Raw genomic sequence first — 19,733 nt, forward strand, 5'->3', positions numbered from 1 at the left:
GTATTATCGGGAAAAGCATGCGCCCGGTCCCGCCGCTTTGCAACCGCCGCACGGGGCGACGCAACGCGGCGAAATGGCCGAGGGTGATCCTGACCTTTATGGGTAGTGCAGGGATTCTGCACCGCAAAATGGGTGCAAATCGCGGGTGTTGTGCAGTGCGGTCAGAGATTGCGTTGCGTAACCGCCTGAACCAGCACGTCATAGACTGCGTCCTTGCCAACCACTTTGATGGCGGCCTCCTTCAATTTCGCCTTTACGGCAGGAATATTGACCAAAGCACCGTTCAGGATCGACTTGTCGGCAACGCCGCCGTAGAGCGCGGTCAGGAATGCATCGGTCAGGCGCGGCTGGTTGGCCTGGACCATGGGCTGCTGTTCCAGAATCACCTCAACCGCGACCACGACGGTGACGAACTGCTCGACTCGGGACGGGCCGATCATCGGCACCACCAGGGGGGGCAAGCGGACGAAGGCGGTGGGAGGCTTCGGCGGCGGCTCCACCTTCTTCGGCTCTTCCGGATGCGGTGTGAAGTATTTCTGATAGACGAACCAGCCGCCGAAGCTGGCGCCGCCCAGCAACACGATGCCGAGCACGAGCACGATCAGGGCCTTGACCACGGCAGCACACCTTACGCAGACGAAAGTTCGCCGAACCCTGCGCCGGGGATGCTTTCGATTGTCTTAAATGCAAGAAATCTGATGCGGCTGGTCAGAAATGGTCCCAGCCCCGCCGGGCCAGCGGCAGGGGCGCGCCGGAGGCATCCAACACGGCGACCTCGCCCGGCGTGCCGGGGCGGAATTCACCGATTTCGGTGATCGCAACGCCGCACTCGGCCGCCAGGGCCGCCAAGGCGTCGCGGGCCGAGGGCGGAGCGGTGAACAGAAGCTCGTAATCGTCGCCGCCGGTGATGGCGAGCGCCAGCCGGACCGGATCGCCGTCGATGGCGCCGCGCGCCGCATCCGACAGCGGCACCGCATCGGCCCGCAGCAGAGCGGCGCAGCCGGATTCTTCGCAGAGATGGCCGAGATCGGCGACCAGACCGTCCGACACGTCCATCGCACCGCCGGCCAGCCCGATCAGCCGTGGCCCGACGCTCATGCGCGGGTCCGGCCGGCGCATCCGGCGCAGCAGATGGGCGCGGGTTTCCTCGTCCGGGACGTCGAGGCGGCCATAGGCGATCTCCAGCCCCAGGGCGGCATCGCCGATGCTGCCGGTGACGAAGACGCGGTCGCCCGGCTGTCCGCCCCAGCGCGGCAGGGCGCGGCCGGTGGGGACCAGCCCGAAAGCGGTCACCGACAGGGTGATCGGACCGCTGGTGGACACCGAATCGCCGCCGGCCAGCGCGATGCCGAACTGCCGCTGGTCCTCGCCCAGGCCGGCGGCGAAGGCCTCCAGCCAGGATTCGTCCAGGCCGCGGGGCAGGGCGGTCACCAGCGTGTAGGCCAGCGGCTCCGCCCCCATGGCGGCGAGGTCGGACAGGTTGCTGCGCATCAGCTTGGCCGCGATGTCGGCCGGCGCGTCGTCGGGGAAGAAATGCACCCCGGCCACCATGGCGTCGGTGGTGACGACCAGTTCCCGCCCCTCCGGCACCCCGAACACGGCGGCATCGTCCCGCAGCCCACGGGCGCCGGAAAACCCGGCGGCCAGCGGTTTGAAGAAGCGGGCGATGCGACCGAACTCGCCGAGGTGGGGATTGGTCATGGGGATGCTTTCACTGATTCCAAGCCGGGCATTTCCCCCTCTCCCCCCCGGGGAGAGGGTCGGGGTGAGGGGGATGCACAGGGTGGATTCTCGTGAAAGGCACGCGGTGCGACCCCCTCACCCTAACCCTCTCCCCGGGGGGGAGAGGGGACTTCTTCCGGTATCACTCCTCGCCCGCGCTACGGCCGGGGTCGGGCTTGGCGAGGTCGTCGGCGCGGAGCGCGCGGGCGACGTTGTCGAGCACGCCGTTCACCATCGCCGGCTCGCGGCCGGAGAAGAAGGCGCGGGCGACGTCGACATACTCGCTGATGAGGATACGCGGGTGGGTGTCCATATGGACCGCGATCTCATAGGCGCCGGCGCGCAGGATGGCGCGCAGCAGCAGTTCCAGCCGGTCGAGCGGGAAGCGCGGGTCGAGCGCGGCGCCCAGCACCCCGTCGACCTCCGCCCGGCGGTGGACGACGCCGCGGACGATGTCGGCGAACAGCTGCGGATCGCCGGCGACGAACTTGTCGCCATCGATCTCCTCGCCCAGCCGGTGGGCGACGAATTCGCCGACGACATTCTCGACCGGGGCCTGGGCCAGATCGATCTGGTACAGCGCCTGGGCCGCGGCCAGACGGGCGGCCTTGCGGCGCGCCTTGGCGGAGCCGCCGCCGGTCTTGTTCTTGCGGGACTTCGATTTGCCCTTGGAGTCGCCGCCCTTGGAGGCGTGATCGGGTGTCACGGGGCTGCCCGCGTCGTCGTTGCTCATGATCTGCAGTCGCTAAAAGAGAGGAGATGTCGGGGTCAGCGCGGATAGAGGCGGAATTTGCGCTTCAGGTCAATCATGTCAAGACAGGCCCGCGCGGCACGGCCGCCCGTATTGACCGATCCGACATTGGCCCGCGCCCAGGCCTGCTCGCGGTTTTCCACCGTCAGGATGCCGTTTCCGACCGCCAGACTGTAACGCAGCGCCAGATCCTGCAAGCCGCGGGCGCTTTCGGTACAGATCGTTTCGTATCGCGTCGTCTCGCCCCGGATGACGCAGCCCAGCGCGACATAGCCGTCGAAGCGCTTGCGGGCGGTGAAGAAATCCATGGAGCGGATGGCGTACATGATCGCCGCCGGAAGCTCCAGACAGCCGGGCACGCCATAGCGGATGTGCGTGGCGCCGGCGCGGTCCAGTTCCGCGACGGCGCCACGCGCCAGTTCATCGGCGATGTCCTCGTGGACGCGGGCGTCCACGACCATGATGTGGGGCGTGTCGGTCATCCGGCGGCGACCAGTCCCTTCCTCAATCGTCGCCTGGGGCGGTGGCGCCCGTTCCATCGGCGCCCATTCCATCGGCGGCGGGGCCGATCGCGCGGTGGCCGACCACGGTCAGGCCATAGCCCTCCAGCCCGATGATCGGCTTCTTGCGGTTGGAGATCAGCACCATCTTGCGCACGCCCAGATCCAGCAGGATCTGCGCGCCGATGCCATAGTCGCGCAGTTCCGGCACGCTGCTGGCCTGACCCTCCAGCCGGGCCTTCAGCGTGACAGACAGGCCGTTCGGGTTCGGCTCGCGCAGAAGCACGACGACGCCGCGGCCTTCCTTGGCGATCAGCTCCATCGAGGCGTGGAGTTCGTTGTCGCGGCCGGAGTTGCGGTCGCCCAGCACGTCGTCCAGCACTGATTGGGCATGCATGCGGACCAGTACCGGCTCGTCGCCGGAGATGTCGCCACGCACCAGCGCGATGTGCTCCGCATACTGGATCTTGTTGATGTAGACGTAGGACTGGAAGCGGCCGCCATAGCGGCTGTCCAGCGTGCCTGCCAGCACCTGCTCGACGATGGTCTCGGTGCGGCGGCGATAGGCGATCAGGTCGGCGATGGTGCCCACCTTCAGCCCGTGGAATTGGGCGAACTGCACCAGGTCCGGCAGGCGGGCCATGGTGCCGTCGTCGTTCATGATCTCGCAGATCACGGCCGAGTTGGAGTGGCCGGACAGCCGGGCGATGTCGACCGACGCCTCGGTATGGCCGGCGCGGACCAGCACGCCGCCGTCACGCGCCAGCAGCGGGAAGATGTGGCCGGGGGTGGCGAGGTCCTGCGGGCCGGACGCCGGGTCGATGGCGACCGCGATGGTGCGGGCGCGGTCGGCGGCGGAGATGCCGGTGGTCACGCCTTCGCGCGCCTCGATCGAGACGGTGAAGGCGGTCTGGTGGCGCGAGGCGTTCTGCTGCGCCATCAGCGGCAGGCGCAGCCGTTCGATGTTCGGCCGGTCCATGGTGAGGCAGATCAGGCCGCGGCCATGCTTGGCCATGAAGTTCACCGCTTCCGGCGTGGCGCAGGAGGCGGGGATCACCAGATCGCCCTCGTTCTCCCGGTCCTCGTCGTCGACCAGGATGAACATTCTGCCCTGACGCGCCTCTTCGATGATCTCTTCGGCCGTCGACAGGTACTTGTGAAACTCGGACGTCATTCCTGCCCCGCGAGCCGGGCGACATAGCGCGCCAGCATATCGATTTCGAGATTGACCGGATCGCCCTCCTTCAGCCCGCCGAATGTGGTGGCGGTCTGGGTGTGGGGGATGATGTTGACGCCGAAGCGGTTGCCCTCGACCTCGTTGACGGTCAGCGACACGCCGTCGATGGCGACCGAGCCCTTCGGTGCGATGTATTTGGCGAGAGTGGCCGGCGCCTCGAAGGTCAGGCGCAGAGATTCGCCGTCGGGGCGGATCGACAGCAGCCGGCCGACGCCGTCGACATGGCCGGACACGATGTGGCCGCCCAGCTCGTCGCCGACCTTCAGCGCGCGCTCCAGGTTGACGCGCGTGCCGGGTTCCCACCCGCCGAGCGTCGTCTTCGACAGGGTTTCCCCCGACGCCTGGATGACGTAGGTCCCCGGTCCCTTTTCGATGACCGTCAGACAGACGCCGTTGTGGGCGATGGACGCCCCGATCGCGATCGTCTCCGTGTCGAAGGCGGTCTCGATGGTGAACCGGGTGTCGCCCTGCCGCTCCACGGCCCGGACGCGCCCGACATCGGTGATGATTCCGGTGAACATGGCGGGGAATTTAGCAGGTTTCGCGGCCAGGGGAAGCGCGCGCGACACCGCGGGCGGCGCAACGGTCTGTTGCGTCGGCTAGGCCGATGCCTTGGCGGGGATCCGGCGGTAGCTTTCGGCCAGATCGGCGCCGGCGTTGCGGACGGCGGTGCGCTCGAAGCGCGTCATGGCGGTCAGCGCCTCGACTCCGAATCCGGCGACCGCCGGCAGCCCGTCGCCGCCGATCAGCGACGCGGCGCGGAACCACTCCAGCCAGTCGACCAGACCGGCGCCGAGCAGGGCGCCGGCGATGGACGCTCCGCCCTCCACCAGCACGCGGGTGATGCCGCGGGAGGCGAGGGCGGCCATTGCGGCGGCTGGATCGATGCGGTCATCAACACCGGTGGCGACCGGGATCACCTCGACGCCGAGCGCGGTCAGGGCCTCGGCACGGGCGGGGTCGGGGGAGGGGCCGGTGAGGACCCAGGTCGGGATGCGGCCGGCACCGATGGCGAGTTTCGCCGTCGGGGGCAGGCGGAGGCTGCTGTCCACAACCACGCGGACCGGGCTGCGGTCTTCCAGGCCGGGAAGGCGGCAGGTCAATTCGGGATCGTCGGCCAGCGCGGTGCCGATGCCGACCAGGATGGCGTCGTGGCTGGCGCGCAGCCGGTGGCCCCAGGCACGGGCGGTGGGGCCGGTGATCCATTGCGACTCGCCGGTGGCGGTGGCGATGCGGCCGTCGAGCGTGCTGGCGACCTTCAGCGTCACCAGCGGGCGGCCCAGCGTGATGCGGTTGAAGAAGCCCTCGTTCAGGGCCAGCGCCTCGGCCTCGCAGACGCCGGTCGTGACCTCGATGCCGGCATCGCGCAGCCGGGTCAGACCGCCGCCGGCAACGCGCGGGTCGGGGTCCTGGCAGGCGACGACGACGCGCGCCACCTTCGCCTCCACCAGCGCCAGGGCGCAGGGCGGCGTCTTGCCATAATGATTGCAGGGTTCGAGCGTGACGTAGGCGGTGGCGCCGACTGCTCCCTCACGGGCTCCGCCGGAGAGGCTGCGGGCGCGGACCAGCGCCTCCGTCTCGGCGTGCGGCCGGCCGCCGGGCTGGGTCCAGCCGCGGCCGATCACGGCGCCGTCGCGGACCAGAACGCAGCCGACCGCCGGATTCGGCCAGGTCCGCCCCAGCCCGCGCGCGGCGAGCGACAGGGCGGCGCGCATGTGGCGCAGGTCGGTGTCTGTATCGGAATGAACGGGCACGGAGGGTCAGGCTATCGGCCAAGCGATCAGCTGCCGGGGCCCTTGCCCTTGGTATCCTTGGCGGAGAAGCGGCCGACGTTGCCCATCATCTGTTCCAGGAAGCCCATCTCGCGGCCGGCGGTCGGGGTGGTGCGTTCCACCAGATCGACGTCCTGGCCTGCCGACTTGTCGAGCGTCTTGATCTCGCGCAGGACGCCGCTGTCGTCGAAATGGGCGACGACAACGCGGCGCTCGGTCACTTCCGGCTCGAAGAAGGCGGTCTTCTCGGTCTTCTGGCCGATATAGTACCAGACGTTCGGATCGAAGGTGCCGACCGAGGTCGGCGTGCCCAGCACCGCGGCGACGTCGTCGCGCCGGCTCTGGCCCGGCTGCAGCTCTGCCACCAGCTGTGGGTCCGTCAGGTTGCCGCGGGTGGCGACGACGGGCGAGCAGCCGGTCGCGGCAAGGCCGGCGAGCAGGACGCTGCCCAGCAGGGCGGTGCGAATGACGGTGCGGGGGGCGGAAAAGTTCGATCTGGTCATGGTGCTCGGGCTATGATGGAGCCGGCGGGGCAGAGAGGCCGTCCACGGCTGTGGACAGTCTCCGGGCAGGACAATCGCACCGGCTGCTTCGCCCTGTCAACGAGACTCCGAGTCGGGGAAGGGCTGCCGTTCGTGTCAGGAAGCTTTATCGGCCGTCTGCTGGCCCCTTTGATGTCCGGGATCGGCGGCGGCGCGCGTGCCCGCAACGCCACGGCGGTGGGCGGGCTGTTCATCGCCATCGTCCGCCGCGCCCGCGAGCCGGCCTTCTACAGTGCGCTCGCCGTGCCCGACACGCTCGACGGACGGTTCGAGATGGTGGCGCTGCATCTGCTGCTGGTGATGCGCCGGCTGAAAGGGCAGGGCGCGGAGGCGGGCAAACTGTCGCAGCGCCTCTATGAGACGATGGTCGACGATTTCGAGAAGTCGCTGCTGGAGATGGGGGTTGGCGACAGCGGCATCGCCCGGCGGGTCAAGACGATGGCCCGCGGCATGGCCGGGCGAATCCGCGCCTATGACGAGGCGCTGGCCGACTCCGACCACGGCAGGCTGGAGGTGGCGCTGGACAACAACCTCTACGGCACGGTGGACCCGGTGCCGGACGGGGCGCTGGCGACCATGGTCGCCTATGTCCGCGACTGCGCCGCGACGCTCGACGCCCAGCCGCTGGAGTCGCTGATGCGGGGGGAGGTCCGCTTCGCCCCGGTGCCGGCGTGAGCGTCGCACTATATAAGGTGAGCGGTGAATCGCTCGCAGCCCGGCGGCCGATGCCCCGGGAGATTCTTGAGGGCTTGCCTTTCCGGTCCGGCGGCTGCATGTGACTCAAGGAGATGCCGGTCGCCCGTCGCGCCGGCCGTTTCGGTTTTCGATCAGAGAGTCTTTCGCCATGAGCCCTGCCAACGGTGCCCTGCCGGCCCCGGAATTCTCGCGCATCGTCCCTGCCGACGCGGTGCGCCGTGCCGACGTGACCGAAACCATCGAAGCGACGGAGACGGAGCGCAAGGCGCTGGCCGAACGGCTGGAGTTGGAGGCGATCGGCAGCCTGACCGCCACGGTGAAACTGCGCGCGGTGCGCGGCGGCCAGATGATCCGCGTCTCCGGCCAACTGGAGGCCGACGTGGTGCAGACCTGCGTCGTCACGCTGGAACCGGTGCCCGCCCATGTCAGCGAGAGCTTCGATGCGCTGTTCGCCCCGCCATCGATGATCGAGGACCAGGGGCTGGAGGTCGATTTCGACCCGTCCCTGTCGGACGAGGACATTCCCGAGCCGATGGAGAACAACCGAATCGACATCGGCGAACTGACGGCGCAGCACCTGTCGCTCGGTCTCGACCCCTATCCTCATGCCGAGGGCGTGGAATTCGAGGACTATCGCGAGCATGAGGGCGAGGAGACGGCGGAGGAAGAGGTGGCGGAAGAGCCTGAAAAGCCCAATCCATTCGCCGTCCTGCAGCAGTTGAAGTCGCGCAACTGATCAGGCTGTTGCTTTCCCCGCCGTGCCTTGTATAAGGGCCGGCATTTCCACCCCCACCAATGAGCGGCGCGGGGTTGCGAAATGGGGGTTGTTCGGGCTTGCCCTTTGGGGGCATTTGCCTTATTGAATGCCGCTCGCGCTGGGCGGCCCCTGTTCGGGCCGCCCTTTCCAATGAAGAGAGTTTACGGTCATGGCTGTTCCGAAGAAGAAGACCTCCAAGTCGCGGCGCAACATGCGGCGTTCGCACCACGCTCTGCCGACCTCGGCGTACAACGAGTGCCCGAACTGCGGCGAGCTGAAGCGTCCGCACCACGTCTGCGGGTCTTGCGGCCATTACGACCAGCGTGAAGTGGTTCAGAGCGGCACCGCGGCCGCTTGATCCGGATCGCGTTGTCTGAGGTCCCGATGACCGGGGGCGCTGGTCGCCCCTGCCGGGGTCCAAGCCGGGGAGCCTGTTCGCGGTGAGCCAGCGCCTGACCATCGCCCTGGATGCCATGGGTGGCGATCACGGCCCCGACATGGTCATTGCCGGGGCGGACATCGCGCGGGAGCGCCATCCCGACGTGCGCTTTCTGCTGTATGGCGACCAGCAGCGGCTTGAACCGCTGCTGAACCAGCGGCCTGCGTTGAAGGCGGTGGCGGAAATCCGCCACACCGCCGACTTCGTGGCCGGTGACGCCAAACCGGCAGTGGCGCTGCGCGCCGGTCGCCAGTCCAGCATGCGGCTTGCCATCGACGCCGTTGCGGCGGGCGAGGCTGCCTGCGTGGTGTCGGCCGGCAACACCGGCGCCCTGATGGCGATGGCGAAATTCGTGTTGAAGACGCTGCCGGGCATCGACCGGCCGGCGATGGCCTCCTTCTTCCCGACGCAACGGGGCGAGAGCGTGATGCTGGACCTCGGCGCCAACGCCGAATGCCAGCCGGAAAATCTCGTCCAGTTCGCCGTGATGGGGGCCGTCTTCGCGCGCGCCATCCTGGGCCTTCCGGAGCCGTCGATCGGTGTGCTGAACATCGGGTCGGAGGACATGAAGGGCAACGAAGTGGTGCGTGCCGCGGCGGCCAGCCTGCGCGACATGCCGCTGCCCGGCCGCTTCCATGGCTTCGTCGAAGGCACGGACATCGGGTTGGGAACGGTCGACGTCATCGTCACCGACGGCTTCACCGGCAATGTCGCGCTGAAGACGGCGGAGGGCACGGCCAAGCTGTTCTCCGAGTTTCTGCGCCGGACCTTCGCGACGTCGTTCCTGGCTCGGATCGGTTATCTGCTGGCACGCGGCGCCTTCAAGCGCTTTCGCGAGCGGATCGACCCGCGCCGCTACAACGGCGCGATGTTCCTGGGCCTGCGCGGCGTCTGCGTGAAGAGCCATGGCGGCACCGACGCGGTCGGCTTCGCCAACGCCGTCGCGGTCGCCGTCAATCTGGCGACGCACGGCTTCAACGAACGCATCAAGGAAGAGATGGGGCGCATAGCCGACGCGAACCCTCTTCGCGACACGAAGGCGGCGGCGGGCTGAACAATGGTCATGCGTTCCCGAGTTCTGGGTTGCGGTATCTTCCTGCCGTCCAACGTCGTCACCAACCAAGATCTGGAACAGCGGGTCGACACGTCGGACGAGTGGATCGTCCAGCGCACCGGCATCAAGTCGCGCCACATCGCCGCGGAGGGGGAGAAGACCTCCGACCTCGCCATCGCCGCGGCGACCCGCGCGCTGGAGCATGCCGGCGTGCCGGCCGGCAGCATCGACTGCATCATCCTGGCCACCACCACGCCCGACAACACCTTCCCGGCCACCGCCACCAAGGTGCAGGCGGCGCTGGGGACCAAGGGCTTCGCCATGGACATCCAGGCGGTCTGCGCCGGATTCGTCTATGCCATGTCGGTGGCCGACAATTTCCTGCGCAACGGTCAGGCGCGCCGCGCCCTGGTGATCGGGGCGGAGACCTTCTCCCGCCTGCTCGACTGGAACGACCGTACCACCTGCGTGCTGTTCGGCGACGGCGCCGGCGCCATCGTTCTGGAAGCCTATGAGGGCAAGGGCGATTCGTCCGATCGCGGCGTGCTGTCCACCCACCTGCATTCCGACGGCAGCCAGTACGACCTGCTCTATGTCGACGGCGGCGCGTCGTCCACCGGCACCATCGGCCATGTCCGCATGCATGGGCAGGAAATCTTCCGCCATGCCGTGTCAAAGCTGTCGGCGGTGGTGGAGGAGGCTCTGGTCGCCAACGGCCTCGAGTCGACCGACATCGACTGGATGGTGCCGCACCAGGCCAACCGCCGCATCATCGACGGGCTGGCCCGCAAGATGAAGCTATCGCCGGAAAAGGTGGTGCTGACGGTGGACCGCCACGGCAACACCTCGGCCGCGTCGATCCCGCTGGCGCTGGGCGAGGCGGTTGCCGACGGCCGCATCAAGCGCGGCGACCTGATCCTGATGGAAGCCATCGGCGGCGGCCTGACCTGGGGTTCGGCGCTGATCCGCTGGTAAGCCGCCGGCGCTCCTTCCCCATCTCCCCGTCAGCATGCTGCGCTGCAACCCCGGCCGGACTTCGGCCGGGCCGTTTGCGCCTGCCAAGCTTTTGAATTGACGGACCTTCTTCCCCCGGATTACCGTCTTCGCAATGGTTGCGGGGGGAGGTCGAACAATGTCGCAAAACACTGTCACGCGCGCGCAATTGAGCGAAGCCGTCTATCAGGAAGTCGGTCTTTCGCGCAATGAATCGGCTGATCTGGTCGAAACCGTCCTGGACGAGATTTCCGATGCGCTCGCCCGAGGGGAGATGGTGAAGATCTCGTCCTTCGGCAGCTTTCAGGTCCGCCAGAAGGGCGAGCGAATCGGCCGCAACCCCAAGACCGGGGAAGAGGTGCCGATCCTGCCGCGCCGCGTCCTGGTCTTCCGCGCCAGCCATGTGCTGAAGAACCGCATCAACGACGTTCAGGAGGGTGGGGCGCCGACGCCCGCGCGGGCGCTGTCCTGACGCCGGCCGTTTCCGATGATGATCCGGAAGCCCTGCCCATCGCCGTGCCGTGCCGTCTCGCGGACCGCCGCCCCCGATTGTTGTCGGATGGCGGCCTGATCCGGTCATGAAATCCGCCACGGCCTATCGCACCATCAGCGAGGTATCGACCGACCTCAACGTGCCTCAGCATGTGCTGCGGTTCTGGGAGACGAAATTTCCCCAGATCCGCCCGCTGAAGCGCGGCGGCGGCCGACGCTATTACCGGCCGGAGGATGTCGAGCTTCTGCGGCGCATCCAGGCGCTGCTGTACGAGGACCGCTATACCATCAAGGGCGTTCAACGCCTGTTGAAGGAAGGGCGGATGGCCGACCCGACGCCGCCGTTGCCGGAAGATACGGATGAAGGCGGCGACGTAGCGGATGCCGAGGCTTTTGCCGGAGACGAGTCCGATGACGGCGGGGACGGCGGTGCCGATCATCCGCCCCTGTCCGATGCCGTGCGTCACGAGATCACCATGGTGCTGGACGAGCTGAAATCGCTGCGATCGGTGCTGTCCCGCCTGTCCGAAATGGGGAGCAAAAAAAGCTGAAAAATCATCACGGGAGATGTTGCATCGGCAAAAGCCCGCGGCTATAGTCCCGTTCCCTTCCGGAGCCAAGCCGCAAGCACTGCGGTGAAGTTGACGGAGCGTAGCGCAGCCTGGTAGCGCATCAGACTGGGGGTCTGGGGGTCGCAGGTTCGAATCCTGTCGCTCCGACCAGTTCCGGAAGGACCGGAAAAGCCCTGGAACCTAATGGTTCCAGGGCTTTTCCTTTGCCCGCGTCCTGGGGTGTCTTCGATGCAGCCTCGGCATCCGTTTGCGACTCTTGTTTGCGACTTGGCGACGCTACCGCGTTGGCGAAGACCTTCATCGGGATCGACTCCACCGCATTGCGTGCCGCTTCGTCGGCTACCTGCAGATACCGCTTCGTCGTCGCGCAACTCAGGTGCCGCGCCAACTGCTGGGTGACGGCGGCGGTCACATAGCTTGCATTGGTGTCGTGGAAGCAATCCAACCGGCACGTCTCCGGTGGAAAAGAGGGCGACTAAGCGAGGCTTTGGGCCGGGGGCAGGTCGCTATGACTCTGGTTACCGACTTCTGCATCTCCCAAGGTTGGGGGAGGCGGTGCGGCCGGCCAGCAGGATGATCAGGCCCAGCAGCATCAGGGCTGCGAAGAACATATAGGACTGCAGAACGTTCAGCGGCGTGTCGGCCAGCGCGTTGAGCGGCCAGAACAGCATATTGCCGGCCAGGAAATAGGCTGCGGCCAGCAGCGGCACCGCACTGGCCGGCCGCTGCAGACCCGGTTCCAACAGCATCAGGAAGGCCAGCGCGAAGGCCGGCAGCAGGATGCCGTAATGATGCACCCAGGCAACCGGCGAACCGACCGTGAAGCAGATGCCGGCAATGACGAAGGGCAGGAGCCGCTCTGTCGCCCGGTCGCGCCGGCGCCACAGCAAGCCGAAGCCGACGAAGGCGATACCGGAGATCTGCGTCGCAAGGTGAACGGCCGGATTGTACGGGGCGAAGGCCTCCGCCGACCAGTCGAGGTTGTTACCGTTGTGCAGCAGGCGGTTGACCAACCCGTTGACGGTTTGATTGGCGTAGTAGCTCTCGCCATGTTGGTCGATGAACACCAGCACCTGCAGATAATCGGCCATCGGCGCGAAGCCGTAGAACAGCGTCGCCAGCGCGACACCCGGCACCACAACCGCCGCCCAGCCTGCCGCCATCCGCCAATCGCCGCGCAGGGCGGCCCAGAGGAGAAACAGCGACATCTGCGGCTTCAACAAGGTCGAGGCACCCAGCAGCGCGCCGCACAAAAACCGGCGGTCCCGCAGCAGGGCGATGCAGGCGAACACGAAGGCCGCATCCAGCCAAAGTTGGATCTGGCCAAGCGAGAAGGCTTCCATCACCGGGTAGAAACACAAGGTGGTCATGAACCCGAAGCCGACCAGTAGCACCTGAGTCGGCCGGTCACTCGACGCGCCCGGTATCCGCAATCGGGCAGCCATCTCCAGCACCAGGATCGCCATCCCGGCTGCAGTCACCAGCACGAACAGCAGGTTGACGCGCGCGAATGCGATGAGATTCAGCACCCCCAGCGCCTTCATCGCCTCCAGGGGCAGAAGCGAGGTCAACGGGTACTGAAACTTGATGTGCTGTTTGAAGAACACCTCGTCATAGACGTTCTCGCCGTGGCGTTCTTGCAGCCAGTTCAGCGCTTTGATCATCGGGTACCAGCTGTCGACCTGGATCAGATCCGGGTTCTGCAGCATGAACAGATTATGGATATTCGTCAGATTGCTGGCATGACCGCCGCGGTGCAGCGCCAGACCGACCAGTCCGGTCGTCAGCGCCACGAACATCCATGCCAGGATGATGATGAACTTGACCCGGCCAGCGCCGTGGGGACCTGTTCGCAGGAACTGAATCGTTGGTTGCATACTGATTCTGGGGTATCTGGCGGTTGCGTCGACACCTTGCCGTCGCGTCAGCGCGTCGTCGGCAAAGCGATCCGGCACGGCAATCGAAAGCGCAATGCGGCAGTGAGGCTCATCATGTGCGCAGGGAAATGTTGGTATCCTTGGATATTTTAGAGGATATAGGAAAAGTTGTGGCGCAGACTCGCCAATGCGAAGATTTTGTTTTCTCTCAACCAGTTCGGTTTATTTGAAGATACACAGCATCGTTACGTTGGGGATTCCCGATTTCGTGTATCGATCGCCACAAAATGGACTAGCGACTGGCTTTCTTTTTTGTTTCAGCCGTTATGGCGAGGTAGTCCGGGCGGCGTTGATTGCCATGACTGGCGACTGATCAAGGTGGCGTATTGGCACGGGCGGGTAGGGCAGGCGGCCAACTTTGCCAATAGGTCGGCGTTTGCGACCGACCGTTCGAAATTTTGGAGCGGGCCAGCGCACGGAAAAGCTCGCTGAGATGAAGCGCCCGCCTACGGGGAAGCAGGTGCGCCACTCAACTGGGCTGTCGCAAAAAGCGTGTGCCGAACGTTTCTGTATCCCTCCGCCCAACCTTTAGAAATGGGAACAGGGCCGGCGGGAATCGGAGATCGCCGGGCAGTTCAATCTACGCGTCATCAAGAAATGTGCGGAGGCAATTGGGGAGAGTCGATGCCCGATGATGACATTATTGCGGGCTGAGTGCGCAGTGCCGTTTTCAGGCTTGCACGTCAGAATGCCGTCACTTGATCGTCCCGACATCCACCGGCGCCTCACCGATCGACACCTCCGTTTGGAACGTCCGCTTGTCGAAATCGTCGATCAGCACCTCAAGGCGCAACGACCATCGACCAGCAAGCGGCAGAGTCATGTCGTCAACTCCAGAAAAGCCAGGGCCGTAGGTTGTCAGGGTACGCCGCAGCGGGGCCACACCCGCTGCCGACAGCTCCCAGTTCATCGTCACCTCACGGGTGGAAACCGGCTTGCCATCCTCATCCTGAAGATGCAGCCGAACGCCGTTGTTTCCCGGCTTCGCCGGAACAACGTCGATGATGGCGACGAGACCTCCCTTCACCGCAAGGGTGGAAAATCCGGCCGGTGGCTTTTCCTCGGCTGCGCTCAATGCGCGGGGCGGGGGTGTCAGGGCGAAGGCCGCTGTCAGCAGCAGGGCAGCGCCGGCCGCCGCCATCTCCAGGACGATGCTCCGCCGCAGTGCCCTGACGGCGTGGTCGCCACCCCGGTCGCCATCTCCGTCGAGGGCGGGGCTCAGGGACTGCCTGTTCCACGCCGCCAGTCCGAGCAGCAACAGGACCGCCACCATCTTGCCTGCCCACACCCATCCATAGCTGCTGGACAGGATCGCCTGGAAGGAGCGGAGTTGGATCGCAGACAGAACCATGCCGACGCCGGCCAGGATGGCCACGGCACCGACGGCCAAGCGCGAGAATCGGCGGGTCAGCCTTGCGGCGACGACCGGCGACTCCAAGCGCAATGCCATGGTCAACGGCCAGAACGCCCCGACCCAGTAGGCCGCCATCAGCCCATGCAAACCGACGAGCGGCGCGCTCAGCCATCGGGGAGAGGCCGTGGCCGCATGGCCGGTGACGGCGAGCGAGGCGGCCCCCAGCAGTGCCCCCGTCACCAGCAGCGCCTGCCCGACCGCGGGACGGAACTCCAATGCCAAGCCGCAGGCCGAGCATAGCAGGGCCAATAGTGCGACTCCGGCGCTGAGGCCGACGCTGCTCCCCGCTCCGGTGGTCCAGGGGCTCCCGGTCAGCAGGGTGGCGAGGGGTTGACCTGCCAGCGTCACCCCGGTCACCCCCACCAGCAGCGTCCCCGACAGGCCGGCCGCCAGCAGCATCAGGCACAGAAAAGGCTTCAGACGGTCGTTGAGCGTCGCCCAGCGTCCCGTCACCAGAACCAGGAACAGGCCACCGCCTGTGCCGGCCAGCAGGGTGGCGTAATGCAAGGTCCGCAACAGCAGGCCGGCCAGGGCGGCGGTATGGGACGGGTCGTCCTGCTGAGGCCGGCTGGCCGTCGATGACGGCGCCACGCCGATCCCGAACGTGAAGGAACCGGCGACGGGATGGCCATCCGCCGAGGTGACGCGATAGCTGGCGACATAGAGGCCGTTCGGCAGTCCCGGCGGCAGGGCGAGGCGGATGCTGTCGTTCTCCGTCACCGCGCTTTGCTGCTCGGCCATGTCCCGTCCCTGCTGGTCGAGCAACTGGATACGGACGGGTGTGACGGGTTCATTGAAGCTCAGCGTCAAGCTTGCCGGCGCGGTGTCGAGGCTGGCGCCTTCGGCCGGAACCGACTCCATCAGGACCGCATGAGCCCAGCCGCTCGGCGGGAAGGCTGCGAGGATCAGCACGGCCAAAACCACGATTGGAAGAACGCCGGTCGTACGACGGAGGCCGGGACGCATGAGGATGCCTCGCTCTTGTAGGGGGCATGGTCGAGGGGCTGCATGCGGTGCGGTCATCGCCGCGGCCGGCATGCAGCCCAATCACCCGGCTGGTGCCGGGTGTCAGTGCGGTTGGGGCTCGATCAGCGTGACACCCGCATGCTTCGGACTGTCCGGCGACGAGCCATACGAGGGCAGCCAGCTGTTGCGGAAAGCCGGAACCAACGATCACGCGCGGCATCGTCCAGTCAAGCCGTTCGACAAGGGTGAGACGATTTAGCCATGCTGCCCGAGATAATGGCTCCGGGGCAGGTTTCTACGTCGGATTGATCCTCGCTTGATCTCGGACAAGTCCGGGGGCGACCGATCCTGATACCTCTGCCCGCACAACAGCCAATGCCGAGCCGTCGCGTCGAATGTCCCGCCGCCTCCCTCCAGCCTCTTGCCGACCGACCGCTCTTTGCGGTTGCTCGGGGCATGGCGGTCGGCGGCGGGTTCTGGCGTGGCTGGCGATCCTGGCCATCCTGGTGCAGACCATCGTTCCGGATTTCGCCATGGCGGCCCGCGCCGCCGGCTACCGGATCGGAAACGCGGTCGAGGCCGCGGCGGCACATGACTGCCACCAGGAAAGCGGCGAGCCGGAGCTTGGCGCCGGGGCCGGGATGCAGATGCCGACGGGGGCGGCGCACAGCCCACAGGCTCCCGCCGGGGGCGACGACCACGGGGCTGTTTGTCCGTTCTGTCTGGCGCTCGGCACCCACGGCCTGATCACGGAACCGGGCGGCAAGCTTCCGGTCCCAGCCTTTCATTACGCGGTCGCGCAACCGCAGGAGGCCGGCGTCCGTCCGCGCCTGCTTTTCCTGACCTGCCTCCATCCACGGGCACCGCCGGGCACCGCACAGGTCTGATCGCCGTCAACTGGGCGCGCCGCGCGTGCGCCCACCCGATCTCCTGTTCGGAAACTCCCATCATGAACCGTATTCAAGCCCTGGCGCTGGGCGCCGGGTTCCTGTGCCTTGCCGCAACGGCCGGCACCGCGTCCGCGCATGTCACCCTGGAAACCCGCGAGGCCCCGGCCGGCAGCTATTACAAGGCCGTCGTCAAGGTGCCGCACGGCTGCGGCGGCGCCGCCACCACCGCCGTCCGCATCCGGCTGCCGGCCGGCGTCGTCGCCGCCAAGCCGATGCCGAAGCCCGGCTGGACGCTGACCACCAAGGACGGCGAATACGCCCAGCCCTACCAGTCGCACGGCCGCACCATCACCCACGGCGTCACCGAGATCGCCTGGACCGGCGGTTCGCTGCCCGACGCCTGGTATGACGAGTTCGTCTTCCAGGCCGTGCTGCCCAAGCAGCCCGCCGGCACGGTGCTGTATTTCCCGGTGGTGCAGGAATGCGACACCGGCGTTGCCCGCTGGATCGAGATTCCGGAGCCCGGCAAGACGTCCGCCGACCTCCCCGAACCGGCCCCCGGCCTGACCCTGACCGCCCCGCCATCCGGTCACTGACCGCCAAGGCGCATCCAAGGGAGGGGTTCATGCCAGACCATGATTTCTCGATCGTGGGCCTGTTCCTTGCCGCCGATCCGGTGGTGAAGGGCGTGATGATCCTGCTGCTCGCCGCGTCGATGGCGTGCTGGGCGATCATTCTGGAAAAATCCATGGCGCTTGCCCGCGCCAAGGCGCAGGCCCGCGCCTTCGAGGCGGCGGTCGCCGGCGGAGGAGGTCTCGACACCGTCTTCTCCGGGCTGCCCGCCGCCATCGCCGCCGCCGGGCGGCACGAGTGGCACGATTTCGATCCGGGCGAGAGCCGGACCGAGCAGCGCGAGCGGCTGGAGCGTGCCATGCGCACCGCCATGTCCGAGGAACTGCGCCGTCTCGACGGCCATCTGCCGGTGCTCGCCACCGTCGGCTCCTCCGCCCCCTTCGTCGGGCTGTTCGGGACGGTGTGGGGCATCATGCGCAGCTTCGTCGCGATCGCCGGGGCGAACGACACCAGCCTTGCCGTGGTGGCGCCGGGCATCGCCGAGGCATTGTTCGCCACCGCCATCGGTCTGGTCGCCGCCATCCCGGCGGTGGTCGCCTACAACGCGTTGACCAGCGGTCTCGGCCGGCTGTCGCAGCGCCTGTCGGTCGCCATCGGCCGCCTTGCCGGACAGGCGGTGCGCAGCCGCAGCCTGCCCCATCGCGTGGCGGCCGAGTGATGGGGATGACACCTGCGGAGAACCGGGCGGGGGACGAGTTCTCCTACCGTCCGGTCGCCGAGATCAACGTCACGCCCTTCATCGACGTGATGCTGGTCCTGCTGGTCATCTTCATGGTGGCCGCACCCCTGATGACGGCCGGCGTGCCGGTGCAGTTGCCGAAGACCGCCGCGCAGAAACTCAGCCAGCCGCGCGATCCCGTCCAGGTCAGCATCGACCAGGACGGCCGCGTCTTCCTGGGCCAGGAGGAGATGGTGCCGGCCGATCTGCCGGCGCGGCTGGCGGCCCTGGCGCGGGAGGCCCCCGACACGGTCGTCTATGTGCGGGGGGACCGTGCGCTGAGTTATGGCCGGGTCATGGAGGTCATGGGGCAGGTCAGCCAGGCCGGCTTCGCCCGGGTGTCGCTGATGGCGGAGGGGCTGGCCCCGGCCGCGAAGAAGGCGCCCTGACCATGTGCCCCCCGACCATGCGCCGGACAGGACGCCATTGGGCACGGGCCCTCTCGATCGCCCTGCATGTCGGGGCGCTGGCTCTTCTGGCTGCGCGCTATGATCCCGTGGCGCCGGCTCCGGCCGCGGTTCTGGTCGACCTCGACCTCCGGCAGCCCGATCCGGAACCTCCGGCGGAGGTGACGCCCCCGGCTGATCCATCGCCGCCGGAGCCGGCCGCTGAACAGGAGGCCGAGCAGCAGGCACCGGCGGACCCGTTGCCCGAGCAACCGTCCCCGCAGTTGTCCGACCCGCTCCCCCAACCGGTCGCCGTCGCCGAGCCCACGCCCATCGAGGAGGTTCCGCCTCCGCCGGCGGCTGCCCCGGACGTGGCGGCGACACCGCTTCCGGCGGTCAAGCCCCGCCCGCCGGAAACGGTCAAGCGCCCGGCCGCCCGCCCGGATCTGCGCCCGGTTGCGTCCGCCGCGGCGCCGGTCGCCAACCGTCCTCCGGTGGCCCAGCCTCAACCCCAATCTCAATCCGCGCCGCCCCAATCGGCGCCGGTTCGCGCCGCGGGGCCGCCGCCCGATTATCTGGCGCGGCTCCAGGCCCGGCTTGCCCGCTACAAGACCTATCCGCGTGCGGCCCAGCTCGCCCGCGAAGAGGGCACCGTTCTGCTGCGCTTCGTCGTGGCCCGCGATGGTGCCGTGCTGTCCTGGCGCATCGAGCGTGGTTCGGGCTTCGACAGCCTCGACCGACAGGTGGAGGTGATGATCGAGCGGGCGGCTCCCTTGCCGCCGATGCCGGACGACCTTCCCGGCGACCGGCTCGACGTCGTGCTGCCCGTGCAGTTCGCGTTGCGGTGACGGACCCGTCATGACCCCGGTGCCGCGCCCGTTCCGCCTTGTCGCCCTCCTCGCCGCCCTGGCGCTGCTTCTGCTGCAGTGCTGGGCGCCGAGGCAGGCCGTGGCGATGCTGGTGGCCGAAGCGGCCGCGGCCGTCGCGGAACAGTCGCTGTGCCAGCACGACGAAGCGCCGGACTATAACGGCCCGGCGAAGCCGGATGCGGGCCATGGGCACCGCCTGTGCCCCGATTGTCTGACCTGCTGCGCCGTCCCCGCAGCCATTCCCCCCGACGGCGGCGTGCTTCCGGTGCCGCATCGGCACGGCCTGGTGCACCGCCGCCGCATCGGGTCTCCGCCGCGTCGCCGGTCTTCCATCCACCGCCCCAACGCCCGTGCGCCTCCGGGATCGTCGCATCGCCGATACAGCCGCTGAAC

The 19,733-nt window shown here is 67.6% G+C and carries 23 protein-coding genes and 1 tRNA gene; 14 read left to right on the top strand and 10 right to left on the bottom strand.

The window, feature by feature from the left end:
• Positions 1–161 precede the first annotated feature (161 nt).
• From ACCD06_RS07950 to ACCD06_RS07985, 8 genes are all read right to left on the bottom strand, one after another.
• On the bottom strand, positions 162–617 hold the full coding sequence (locus ACCD06_RS07950) for a hypothetical protein (RefSeq protein ID WP_109074564.1): 456 nt from the start codon (positions 615–617) through the stop codon (positions 162–164).
• A gap of 91 nt (positions 618–708) precedes the next feature.
• The gene (gene thiL, locus ACCD06_RS07955) at positions 709–1,701 is read right to left on the bottom strand and encodes a thiamine-phosphate kinase (protein WP_109074563.1); all 993 of its coding nucleotides are present in this window, start codon (positions 1,699–1,701) and stop codon (positions 709–711) included.
• A 163-nt stretch (positions 1,702–1,864) separates the two neighbouring features.
• On the bottom strand, positions 1,865–2,455 hold the full coding sequence (gene nusB / locus ACCD06_RS07960; protein WP_413339916.1) for a transcription antitermination factor NusB: 591 nt from the start codon (positions 2,453–2,455) through the stop codon (positions 1,865–1,867).
• A 35-nt stretch (positions 2,456–2,490) separates the two neighbouring features.
• Positions 2,491–2,955, bottom strand: a complete 465-nt coding sequence (gene ribH, locus ACCD06_RS07965) for a 6,7-dimethyl-8-ribityllumazine synthase (RefSeq protein ID WP_109074562.1) — start codon at positions 2,953–2,955, stop codon at positions 2,491–2,493.
• A 22-nt stretch (positions 2,956–2,977) separates the two neighbouring features.
• Complete coding sequence (gene ribB, locus ACCD06_RS07970) at positions 2,978–4,147, bottom strand: 3,4-dihydroxy-2-butanone-4-phosphate synthase (RefSeq protein WP_109074561.1); 1,170 nt, start codon at positions 4,145–4,147, stop codon at positions 2,978–2,980.
• A complete protein-coding gene (locus ACCD06_RS07975; RefSeq protein ID WP_413339918.1) occupies positions 4,144–4,731 on the bottom strand; it encodes a riboflavin synthase in 588 nt (195 codons plus the stop codon). Before ACCD06_RS07975 ends, ribB begins: the two co-directional genes overlap by 4 nt.
• A gap of 78 nt (positions 4,732–4,809) precedes the next feature.
• Entirely contained in the window at positions 4,810–5,964 is a 1,155-nt protein-coding gene (gene ribD / locus ACCD06_RS07980; protein ID WP_413339920.1) for a bifunctional diaminohydroxyphosphoribosylaminopyrimidine deaminase/5-amino-6-(5-phosphoribosylamino)uracil reductase RibD, read from the bottom strand.
• 26 nt (positions 5,965–5,990) lie between these two features.
• On the bottom strand, positions 5,991–6,485 hold the full coding sequence (locus tag ACCD06_RS07985) for an outer membrane protein assembly factor BamE (RefSeq protein WP_136705379.1): 495 nt from the start codon (positions 6,483–6,485) through the stop codon (positions 5,991–5,993).
• Positions 6,486–6,617: 132 nt separating this feature from the next.
• Here ACCD06_RS07985 and ACCD06_RS07990 point away from each other — a divergent pair, with 132 nt between their 5' ends.
• The 8 genes from ACCD06_RS07990 to ACCD06_RS08025 all read left to right on the top strand — a co-directional run bounded on the left by ACCD06_RS07990 (position 6,618) and on the right by ACCD06_RS08025 (position 11,677).
• Entirely contained in the window at positions 6,618–7,199 is a 582-nt protein-coding gene (locus ACCD06_RS07990; protein WP_413339922.1) for a ubiquinol-cytochrome C chaperone family protein, read from the top strand.
• 169 nt (positions 7,200–7,368) lie between these two features.
• A complete protein-coding gene (locus ACCD06_RS07995) occupies positions 7,369–7,956 on the top strand; it encodes a YceD family protein (RefSeq protein WP_109074556.1) in 588 nt (195 codons plus the stop codon).
• Positions 7,957–8,146: 190 nt separating this feature from the next.
• Positions 8,147–8,335, top strand: coding sequence for a 50S ribosomal protein L32 (rpmF, locus tag ACCD06_RS08000; protein ID WP_012973646.1), 189 nt, complete (start codon positions 8,147–8,149; stop codon positions 8,333–8,335).
• Between the two features lie 82 nt (positions 8,336–8,417).
• On the top strand, positions 8,418–9,470 hold the full coding sequence (gene plsX, locus ACCD06_RS08005; protein WP_413339925.1) for a phosphate acyltransferase PlsX: 1,053 nt from the start codon (positions 8,418–8,420) through the stop codon (positions 9,468–9,470).
• Between the two features lie 3 nt (positions 9,471–9,473).
• Positions 9,474–10,445: a beta-ketoacyl-ACP synthase III gene (locus tag ACCD06_RS08010; RefSeq protein WP_413339927.1), complete on the top strand. Its 972-nt coding sequence runs from the start codon at positions 9,474–9,476 to the stop codon at positions 10,443–10,445.
• A gap of 157 nt (positions 10,446–10,602) precedes the next feature.
• Positions 10,603–10,935, top strand: coding sequence for an integration host factor subunit alpha (locus ACCD06_RS08015; protein ID WP_014247260.1), 333 nt, complete (start codon positions 10,603–10,605; stop codon positions 10,933–10,935).
• Between the two features lie 106 nt (positions 10,936–11,041).
• Complete coding sequence (locus tag ACCD06_RS08020; protein ID WP_413339930.1) at positions 11,042–11,506, top strand: MerR family transcriptional regulator; 465 nt, start codon at positions 11,042–11,044, stop codon at positions 11,504–11,506.
• A gap of 94 nt (positions 11,507–11,600) precedes the next feature.
• Positions 11,601–11,677, top strand: a tRNA-Pro gene (locus tag ACCD06_RS08025).
• Between the two features lie 368 nt (positions 11,678–12,045).
• Here ACCD06_RS08025 and ACCD06_RS08030 read toward each other — a convergent pair.
• Together ACCD06_RS08030 and ACCD06_RS08035 are read right to left on the bottom strand one after the other, a co-directional pair.
• The gene (locus ACCD06_RS08030; RefSeq protein ID WP_413339932.1) at positions 12,046–13,482 is read right to left on the bottom strand and encodes a glycosyltransferase family 87 protein; all 1,437 of its coding nucleotides are present in this window, start codon (positions 13,480–13,482) and stop codon (positions 12,046–12,048) included.
• Between the two features lie 676 nt (positions 13,483–14,158).
• Positions 14,159–15,790 carry a copper resistance CopC/CopD family protein gene (locus ACCD06_RS08035; RefSeq protein ID WP_413339934.1) on the bottom strand — a complete coding sequence of 544 codons (1,632 nt, stop codon included), beginning with the start codon at positions 15,788–15,790 and terminating at the stop codon, positions 14,159–14,161.
• A 449-nt stretch (positions 15,791–16,239) separates the two neighbouring features.
• Here ACCD06_RS08035 and ACCD06_RS08040 point away from each other — a divergent pair, with 449 nt between their 5' ends.
• From ACCD06_RS08040 to ACCD06_RS08065, 6 genes are all read left to right on the top strand, one after another.
• The gene (locus tag ACCD06_RS08040) at positions 16,240–16,731 is read left to right on the top strand and encodes a DUF2946 family protein (RefSeq protein ID WP_413339936.1); all 492 of its coding nucleotides are present in this window, start codon (positions 16,240–16,242) and stop codon (positions 16,729–16,731) included.
• Positions 16,732–16,793: 62 nt separating this feature from the next.
• Complete coding sequence (locus tag ACCD06_RS08045) at positions 16,794–17,330, top strand: YcnI family protein (protein WP_109074550.1); 537 nt, start codon at positions 16,794–16,796, stop codon at positions 17,328–17,330.
• Between the two features lie 29 nt (positions 17,331–17,359).
• Positions 17,360–18,025 carry a MotA/TolQ/ExbB proton channel family protein gene (locus ACCD06_RS08050; RefSeq protein ID WP_413339938.1) on the top strand — a complete coding sequence of 222 codons (666 nt, stop codon included), beginning with the start codon at positions 17,360–17,362 and terminating at the stop codon, positions 18,023–18,025.
• A gap of 5 nt (positions 18,026–18,030) precedes the next feature.
• Entirely contained in the window at positions 18,031–18,474 is a 444-nt protein-coding gene (tolR, locus tag ACCD06_RS08055; RefSeq protein WP_413339940.1) for a protein TolR, read from the top strand.
• 2 nt (positions 18,475–18,476) lie between these two features.
• Positions 18,477–19,319 carry a TonB family protein gene (locus ACCD06_RS08060; protein ID WP_413339942.1) on the top strand — a complete coding sequence of 281 codons (843 nt, stop codon included), beginning with the start codon at positions 18,477–18,479 and terminating at the stop codon, positions 19,317–19,319.
• 10 nt (positions 19,320–19,329) lie between these two features.
• Positions 19,330–19,731, top strand: coding sequence for a hypothetical protein (locus ACCD06_RS08065; RefSeq protein ID WP_413339944.1), 402 nt, complete (start codon positions 19,330–19,332; stop codon positions 19,729–19,731).
• Positions 19,732–19,733 lie beyond the last annotated feature (2 nt).

This window comes from Azospirillum sp. CT11-132 (genome assembly GCF_047302835.1).
Taxonomy (GTDB): Bacteria; Pseudomonadota; Alphaproteobacteria; order Azospirillales; family Azospirillaceae; genus Azospirillum.

Bases quoted from the DNA above. Each gene is read 5' to 3' on its own strand.
- ACCD06_RS08020 (WP_413339930.1), top strand. From the start codon at position 11,042: ATGAAATCCGCCACGGCCTATCGCACCATCAGCGAGGTATCGACCGAC.
- thiL (WP_109074563.1), bottom strand. From the start codon at position 1,701: ATGACCAATCCCCACCTCGGCGAGTTCGGTCGCATCGCCCGCTTCTTC.
- ACCD06_RS08015 (WP_014247260.1), top strand. From the start codon at position 10,603: ATGTCGCAAAACACTGTCACGCGCGCGCAATTGAGCGAAGCCGTCTAT.
- ACCD06_RS08065 (WP_413339944.1), top strand. From the start codon at position 19,330: ATGACCCCGGTGCCGCGCCCGTTCCGCCTTGTCGCCCTCCTCGCCGCC.
- tolR (WP_413339940.1), top strand. From the start codon at position 18,031: ATGACACCTGCGGAGAACCGGGCGGGGGACGAGTTCTCCTACCGTCCG.
- ACCD06_RS08060 (WP_413339942.1), top strand. From the start codon at position 18,477: ATGTGCCCCCCGACCATGCGCCGGACAGGACGCCATTGGGCACGGGCC.
- ACCD06_RS08050 (WP_413339938.1), top strand. From the start codon at position 17,360: ATGCCAGACCATGATTTCTCGATCGTGGGCCTGTTCCTTGCCGCCGAT.
- ACCD06_RS07995 (WP_109074556.1), top strand. From the start codon at position 7,369: ATGAGCCCTGCCAACGGTGCCCTGCCGGCCCCGGAATTCTCGCGCATC.
- ACCD06_RS07975 (WP_413339918.1), bottom strand. From the start codon at position 4,731: ATGTTCACCGGAATCATCACCGATGTCGGGCGCGTCCGGGCCGTGGAG.
- ribH (WP_109074562.1), bottom strand. From the start codon at position 2,955: ATGACCGACACGCCCCACATCATGGTCGTGGACGCCCGCGTCCACGAG.
- rpmF (WP_012973646.1), top strand. From the start codon at position 8,147: ATGGCTGTTCCGAAGAAGAAGACCTCCAAGTCGCGGCGCAACATGCGG.
- ACCD06_RS08010 (WP_413339927.1), top strand. From the start codon at position 9,474: ATGGTCATGCGTTCCCGAGTTCTGGGTTGCGGTATCTTCCTGCCGTCC.
- ACCD06_RS08040 (WP_413339936.1), top strand. From the start codon at position 16,240: ATGTCCCGCCGCCTCCCTCCAGCCTCTTGCCGACCGACCGCTCTTTGC.
- nusB (WP_413339916.1), bottom strand. From the start codon at position 2,455: ATGAGCAACGACGACGCGGGCAGCCCCGTGACACCCGATCACGCCTCC.
- ACCD06_RS07985 (WP_136705379.1), bottom strand. From the start codon at position 6,485: ATGACCAGATCGAACTTTTCCGCCCCCCGCACCGTCATTCGCACCGCC.
- ACCD06_RS08045 (WP_109074550.1), top strand. From the start codon at position 16,794: ATGAACCGTATTCAAGCCCTGGCGCTGGGCGCCGGGTTCCTGTGCCTT.
- ribB (WP_109074561.1), bottom strand. From the start codon at position 4,147: ATGACGTCCGAGTTTCACAAGTACCTGTCGACGGCCGAAGAGATCATC.